This window comes from Bradyrhizobium sp. (assembly GCF_049512235.1).
In the GTDB taxonomy this organism is placed as follows: Bacteria; Pseudomonadota; Alphaproteobacteria; order Rhizobiales; family Xanthobacteraceae; genus Bradyrhizobium.
Genome location: NZ_JBEKXH010000339.1, coordinates 1 through 6,896 on the forward strand (window position 1 = coordinate 1; position 6,896 = coordinate 6,896).

General features: G+C 61.7%; 6 protein-coding genes. 1 reads left to right on the forward strand and 5 read right to left on the reverse strand.

Features of this window, described 5'->3' with window-relative positions; all coding sequences use genetic code 11:
• Positions 1-80: 80 nt before the first annotated feature.
• Entirely contained in the window at positions 81-2,210 is a 2,130-nt protein-coding gene (locus ABSG20_RS25430; RefSeq protein WP_423867250.1) for a molybdopterin-containing oxidoreductase family protein, read from the reverse strand.
• A gap of 335 nt (positions 2,211-2,545) precedes the next feature.
• On the opposite strand from ABSG20_RS25430, the gene ABSG20_RS25435 reads away from it, so the two are divergent.
• Entirely contained in the window at positions 2,546-3,445 is a 900-nt protein-coding gene (locus ABSG20_RS25435; RefSeq protein ID WP_423867251.1) for a helix-turn-helix domain-containing protein, read from the forward strand.
• Between the two features lie 59 nt (positions 3,446-3,504).
• On the opposite strand, the gene ABSG20_RS25440 is transcribed toward ABSG20_RS25435, so the two are convergent.
• The 4 genes from ABSG20_RS25440 to ABSG20_RS25455 all read right to left on the reverse strand — a co-directional run.
• Complete coding sequence (locus ABSG20_RS25440; protein ID WP_423867252.1) at positions 3,505-4,551, reverse strand: 2,5-dihydroxypyridine 5,6-dioxygenase NicX family protein; 1,047 nt, start codon at positions 4,549-4,551, stop codon at positions 3,505-3,507.
• Positions 4,552-4,738: 187 nt separating this feature from the next.
• A complete protein-coding gene (locus ABSG20_RS25445; protein ID WP_423867253.1) occupies positions 4,739-5,506 on the reverse strand; it encodes an ABC transporter permease in 768 nt (255 codons plus the stop codon).
• Positions 5,503-6,288, reverse strand: coding sequence for an ABC transporter permease (locus ABSG20_RS25450; protein ID WP_423867254.1), 786 nt, complete (start codon positions 6,286-6,288; stop codon positions 5,503-5,505). Before ABSG20_RS25450 ends, ABSG20_RS25445 begins: the two co-directional genes overlap by 4 nt.
• Positions 6,285-6,896, reverse strand: a 612-nt coding sequence (locus tag ABSG20_RS25455; RefSeq protein WP_423867255.1) for an ABC transporter ATP-binding protein, incomplete at its 5' end; no start/stop codon positions are given. The genes ABSG20_RS25450 and ABSG20_RS25455, both read right to left, overlap by 4 nt.

Genomic DNA, 6,896 nt, shown 5'->3' on the forward strand with positions numbered 1-6,896 from the left:
TATGTCATCGCCGGCTCCAGGGATCATTGACCAGTCAATACGGGAACGAAGGTTGACCTGGGCCTGCGCGGCGCCAGAGGCTATTCAGCCTTCCCTACCTGCACCAGGATGTCCGAGAAGGTTGGCGCCCGGCCAAGGTCGGCGTAGGCGGGTGGCGTGAGCACGTGCACCGTTGCGCCCTTGCGGTTGGATCGCTGCCAATATCCCGAAGGCGCCACGACGACCCCGGGCATGACGTCAGCCGAAACCGTGGCAAAGGCCTCGAAGGAGCCGCGATCGTTGAACACGCGAATCGGCGTGCCGGCCGCGATCCCCCTTTGCTCCGCGTCGTCAGGGTGAAGGATCACGGCCTGCTCCTCGCCTGCCTGTGCCGTTTGCGCCGGCAGGTTGGCGTAGTTCGAATTCAGGAACGCATGGCTTTTCGGCGAGATCAGGCTGAGCGGATAGCGCGTTGCGAGCACAGGCGCGGTCCGCTGATTTTCGTTGGGCGGGATGTAGTGCGGCAACGCGTCCACCGGCGCGCCGTCCTGATCGCCATTGTAACCCTGCCGGAACAGCGGCACGACAAAGTTGCCGCCGCCTGTTATCGTCGACTTGAATTCGCACTTGCCCGAGGGCGTCGGGAAGTTGCCTTCGCGATGCGGTGCCCATTTATCGGCCGCCGGCATGTTGAGCCGCGCATAGCCCTCTGCCTTGACGTGATCCAGCGTGACGCCCTGCAGAACCGGGTTGGCCCAGTCCATGGATGCTTCGATCATCTCGTCATCGGTCCGGAAGAAGGTGGGATCCTCGATGCCCATGGCTTTGGCAAGGCGCCGGAACAATTCGGTATTTGAAACAGCTTCGCCGAGCGGCTCGATCGCCTGATTATTGTAGGACAAATAGAGATGTCCCCACGAAAACATCAGGTCCCGCTGCTCCAATTGCGTCGTCGCGGGGAGAACGATATCGGCGTATTTGGCTGTGTCGGTCAGAAAATGATCGCTGACCACCGTGAACAGGTCCTCGCGTTCGAGCCCCTTTTCGAGCTTGGTCTGTTCGGTCACCATGGCCATCGGATTGGCGTTATAGACAAACAGGGACTTGATCGGCGGATCGAAACCGAGTTCGCCCGTCAGCGCTGGCCCCAGCCGCCACGAGTTCAGCACGCGCATCTTTTCAGGCTGCAGATCGGGACGCATCAGGACCTCCCATTTCACCGGGAAGGCCCAGATCGGAAGCTGAAGCAGGCCGCCTCCGACATGCTTCCATGCGCCGATCAGTGCGGGAAGACAGGCGATCGCACGCACGGTCTGGCCGCCGCCCGCGTGCCGCTCCACGGCGACGCCGATGCGTACAACGGCCGGCGGCGTGCTGGCATATTCTCTGGCCAGCTTGACGATGTCGTCGACCGGAATGCCGGTCTCCCGCGAGGCAAATTCGGGCGTGTAGGTTGATGCCCGGTCTGCCAGTTCGTCGTATCCGAGGGTGTATTTGTCGATGTAGTCGCGATCGACCAGCTTCTCCTTGATGATGACATGGATCATCGCCAGCGCCAGCGCGGCGTCCGTCCCTGGCCGGATCGGAATATGCCAATCGGCCAAACGGGCGGTGCGTGTCCGCACCGGATCGATGACGACCAGCTTGGCGCCCGCTTTCCTGGCCTGCTCGATGAATGGCCAATGATGGGAGTTGGTGCCGAGCGTGTTGCAGGCCCAAAGAATGATGTATTTCGAGTGCGCGAAGCTCTCGGGATCGACGCCCGGCGTGGGCCCGATGGTCATCATATAGGCCGTGCAGGATCCCGAGTCGCAAAAGGTGCGCTCCAGCACGGTCGCGCCCAGCTTGTTGAAGAGCGGGTCGCCGACGTTGAGCCCGTTGATAATGCCCTGCGTACCCAGATAGCTGTAGGGCAGGATGGCCTGCGCGCCGTCTTGGGCGATGATCGACTTCCAGCGCGTGGCGATTGTCTCGAGCGCCTCGTCCCAGGAAATGCGCTGAAACTGCCTGGCGCCTTTCGGGCCGACCCGTTTGAGCGGATACAGCACGCGTTTGTCGCTGTAGACCCGCTCCTCGTAGTTGTTGACCTTCACGCACAGGCGCCCGCGGGTAAAGGGGTGATCGGGATTGCCCCGGACGGCGATGGCCTTGCCATCCTCGACCGTCGTCAGGATCGAGCAGGTATCCGGGCAATCATGTGGACATGCGCCAATTACCGTGGTCCGCGCCATAGGTTCCCTCCGCGATGCTCATCACATTCGTTGAGAAGATTGCTGCAGCCGGGGCGCTTTGGCTTGCCAAAATCTGCGTAGTTCTTTTCCTGGCCTGCGGACGACCTCCCATTCCCTGCCGATTCTTTGTGCGCCACGTCAGTCAGAACCAGGGTCGCGTCCGCCCTGAGGGCAAATCCAGCCCAAAAACGCTCGTCTGAAGCGAGTTCTGGCTCAAATTAAAAGGCTCGGCTCAAATCATCAGCCGATGGACGCGCCGCCTGGTTTGGCATATTAATTGCTGTTACCTGCCCAACCTGTGCCCACGCATCGCGCTTACTCGATGGAGAAACACGATGGGGTTGCTTGGCAATTCTGTCGATAAATATGTTACCGGCAGAATGCTCGATACGTCGAATGACCGGCGATGGTCGCATCTTCTCGCGGAGAGATGGAGCCACGAGGCCGGAGAACTTCCTTCGCTGGTGCCGCGCGACACCGAGATCGCCATCATGCTGCGTGGCCGCTCGCGTGTGGACCGGGAAGGCGCCGGGATGCGGCAACGTACTTACGCCAGAAAGGGTACCGTGTGGCTTTGTCCGGCCGGCATCTGCGAAGATTTCATCAGTATCGCCGAGCCGGTTGAGGAATGCCTGCATATTTTTCTTCCCGACAAGCCCTTCAAGGAAACCCTGTTGAAGGATCTCGATATCGATCTCTCGGGGATTTCGATCCGGTACGAGAGTATCGACAGCGACATCTTCATCGAATACGTCGCGGAGCAAATTCTCCGGGAACTTGCAGCCGAAACCTCCACCGGCCGCCTCCTGGTCGAAACCCTGGGCAGCGCCTTGTCCGCCCATCTGGTTCATACCTATTCGGCGGCAGCCGGCTATCCAAAGCGCCCGAGAGGCGATCACAAGCCTCTGGATCCGAAACGTCTGGTGCGCGTGACCGATTTTATAAATGAGCACGTCGAACGCGATTTTTCGGTTGCCGATCTAGCATCTGTCGCATGCATGAGCCCGGCGCATTTCTCACGAAGTTTCAAGGCCGCTACCGGCAAACCTCCCCACGAATATATCAGTGGTCAGCGCCTCGATCTCGCCAAGCGGCTGCTCGCGACCAGCGATCGGCTGCTCGTCGACATCGCCTATGCCGCAGGATTTTCATCGCAGGCCAATTTCAATCGGGCCTTTCGCAAAGCCGTAGGCACGACACCGAGCCTGTTCAGAGCCCAGGCACTTTACGACTGATCGGGTCGACCCGCGCTGTGCGTTCGCGTTGCTCCTCAGCAGAAGTCCTTGAGCCGCGGCTACCCGAACACATCCTGCAGCACGCCGTCGCGGACCACGGCTGTGCCGTCGAGTTCGATCGTGGTGCCCATCATGGGCAAATCAAAGTGCCCCGCGGTGTAGCGGCCGGCGAATTCGTTGGCGCCCGTGGAAAACAGGAAATTGCCGGAAACCGCACGCAGCTCGGTGCCGTTGGTATCGCGCTGGTCGTACATCGAAAGCGCTTCGTAGCGGGCGTTCCGATTCATGCCGAACCCGACATGGGATACCGCATAGGCTTCGCGGTCGCCCCAGGCCGCCAGATAGGCGCGCATCATCATGGCATCGGCGCCCTCGCCTTCCAGATTGGTGACGTAATCATCCCTCAGCGTCATCGTGACAGGCGATGTCAGGTAGCGCTTGAAGGTGAGGTTGATATCGCCGGTGGCCATCACCAGCGTGCCATTGACGGTGCCGCTTCTGGGAAAGCTGACGACGATGCCGCCCGGCCAGTGCGCCAATGTGCCCGGCTTGTCGGTCCAGCCCCAGACGCCGACGGTGGAGGCTCCGACCATGTCGACGTCGAGCTCGGTGCCGGCTTTGGAGGTTACGCGCATGCGTTTGGTTCCGCGCAGCATTTTCGCCGCCGCGCGGACGCGCTTTTCCAGCGCCAGATCGGGCACCATGCGCTCCAGCGCCTCCGGATGCTCGTTGGAGATCACCAGAATGCGCGCGCCGGCTTTGAGGATTTCCGGCGTCTCGACCGCGTGCATCAGGCCTTCGATGGTGCAATCGACCACAAACCCCGCCTGCTGCAGCGCCGATATGACAGGGGAAAGCCGCTGAATGGCGATGCTGGCACCGGTCGAACGGATCGGAACAACCTCGCGGTTGCGGGGCGTCGGCACCACGATGTGAAAGGCCTTCGCCCCCATCCGCAACAAGGCGAGTTCGGCCAGGTGCACGTTGAGCGCGCGCGACTGCGTCTCGGAAAGGATCGCCGCGGTGTCACCCGGCTTGACCGCGCAGCGCTCGAAGATCTCACAGAAGGCGTCGATCCATTTTGCCTCGATGCGGTCCGCCAGCATGCTTTCATCTCCACTCGTACCAGGCTCGTCATGGTCCGGCCTTGTGCCGGGCATCCCAAGTTTTCAGCTAATAGTTGTACGTTTTCACGATGCGACTTTTTCCTGTTATGTCCTGTTAATACAGGCGATTTAACAGGGATGAAGTATTTTAGTACCGTACTCGCCGGAACCATTCTCCGCCATCATCCTACACTTCCGGAAAGCCGCGCAGCAGATAGGACCGCAAGCCCTGCAACAGGCCGTTGAGAACGAGCCCGAGCAGCGAGATCGTGATCAGGGGCACGAACATGTCGACGGCCCGAAAGGTGCGCGCCGCCGTGACCAGGACATGGCCGAGGCCGTCGGTCGATGTGATCATCTCGGCGAGAAAGACCACGATGCAGGAAATGACGAGGCCGATGCGGCAGCCGGTAAGGATCGAGGGCATCGCCGCCGGCAGCACCACCTTGAACAGGATCTGGCCGCGCGGCGTGCCCGCCGCCATCGCCGACCAGATCAATTTCTGCTCGACCATCGAGGCGCCGTAATAGGTCGACAGCAGGATCGGAAACAAGGCATCGGCGGCGACCAGCGTGATCTTCGATTCATGACCAAATCCGAGCAGCAGCAGCAAGGCCGGGTACAGCGCGACCTTGGGCAGCGGCGCCAATACCCGCACCATCGGACGCACCACGGCATTGATGGCAGGACTGACCGCGGCGGCCAGACCGATCGCGATGCCGATGATGACGGCGATCGCAAAGCCGGTGAACAATCGAAACAGCGTGGCGGCAATTTCCTGCTGATAGGTTGTGGTGAGGAGTAGCTCGGCCAGACGCATGAACACGGTGCCGGGCGGCGGCAGCAACGTCACCGGGGCATAGCCGAACGAGTCGAGCGCCTGCCACAGCGCGATCAGCAGCGCGACCGGCACCATGCCCAGCAGGACCTCGGTGGTGATGGCGCGCGTGTTCATGCGAAACTCAAGGGCATGTCGAAGCCCGGTTCCGACCATTTCACCAGCCTGCGGCGCAGGTTTTCGAACGCGGCGTCCAGTCCGATCCCCATCGCCCCGACAATGATGATCATTGCGTACACGGTGTCGTACTCGCCCATGTCGAGCGCATTGAACAGGATATTGCCGGCGCCGGACTGCCGCGCGATCATCTCGCTGGTGATCATGGTGATCAGCGCCAGCACCAGCCCGGTGCGGCAGCCGGTGAGGATCTCCGGCAGCGCCGCCGGCAGCACGATCCGGATCATGCGCTGCGCCGCCGACAGGCCCATCGCGGCGCCCGACCACAGCATCTTTTCCTCGACCGCTTTGGCGCCCTGAAAGCTGTGATAGATCACCGGCAGGCTGACGCCGAGAAAGATCACCAGCGTTTTTGCAATATCGCCGACGCCGAGCCAGAGCATGATGATCGGCATCAGCGCCGCCTTCGGCACCGGATAGATCACCATCAACAGCGGATTGAAGAACGCCGCCACCAGGTGGCTGCGGCCCATCATCAATCCCAGCGGAATGGAGAAGATCACCGCAAGCCCGAAACCGACCGCCATGCGGCGCAGCGAAGCCAGGATGTTGATCAGGGATTCCTTGTCGCCGAGGATGGACGGGATGGCGCGGATCGCGTCCAGCGCGGTCGGAAAGCTGTCGGTGTTCAGCAGCAGCGCCGCGACCTGCCACAGCGCCAGCAGGCCGAGGCAGGCCAACAGCGGCGCCAGATGAGAGAGCAGCGCGCGCCCTGACATCATGGCCGCAACGCGATTTCGCTGGTGTCGTCGATCATGCGCTCGATGTCGACGACGTATTTCTGGTAATGCGGATCGAGCAGCAGTTCGGCGCGGCGGCGCGGTCGCGGCAGATCGATATCGACGACCTCCTTGATGCGGCCGGGCGAACGCGTCATCACCACGACCTTGTCGGACAGAAAGACCGCCTCCTCGACCGAATGGGTGACGAACAGCACGGTCTTGCGGTCGCGCTCCCAGATATTGAGCAGGTCGTTCTGCAGCCGCGTGCGGGTATGCGCGTCGAGCGCGCCGAATGGCTCGTCCATCAAGAGCACCGCCGGATGATAGGCCAGGGTGCGCGCCAGCGCGACGCGCTGCTTCATCCCGCCCGACAATTCCTTGGGATAAAAATGCTCAAAACCCTTCAGTCCGACCATCTCGATCAGCGCCCGGCTTTGCGCTTCGGCATCGGCTGATTTTACGCCCTGCTGGCGCGGCCCGTACATTACATTGCCGAGCACGCTCTTCCAGGGAAACAGCGCGAACTCCTGAAAGACCGGCCCACGATCGGGGCCGGGCCCCGTGATCGCCTTGCCCTTCACCTTCGCCACCCCTTGCGTCGGGCTGAC

Bases quoted from the DNA above. Each gene is read 5' to 3' on its own strand.
- ABSG20_RS25440 (WP_423867252.1), bottom strand. From the start codon at position 4,551: ATGCTGGCGGACCGCATCGAGGCAAAATGGATCGACGCCTTCTGTGAG.
- ABSG20_RS25445 (WP_423867253.1), bottom strand. From the start codon at position 5,506: ATGAACACGCGCGCCATCACCACCGAGGTCCTGCTGGGCATGGTGCCG.
- ABSG20_RS25450 (WP_423867254.1), bottom strand. From the start codon at position 6,288: ATGATGTCAGGGCGCGCGCTGCTCTCTCATCTGGCGCCGCTGTTGGCC.
- ABSG20_RS25430 (WP_423867250.1), bottom strand. From the start codon at position 2,210: ATGGCGCGGACCACGGTAATTGGCGCATGTCCACATGATTGCCCGGAT.
- ABSG20_RS25435 (WP_423867251.1), top strand. From the start codon at position 2,546: ATGGGGTTGCTTGGCAATTCTGTCGATAAATATGTTACCGGCAGAATG.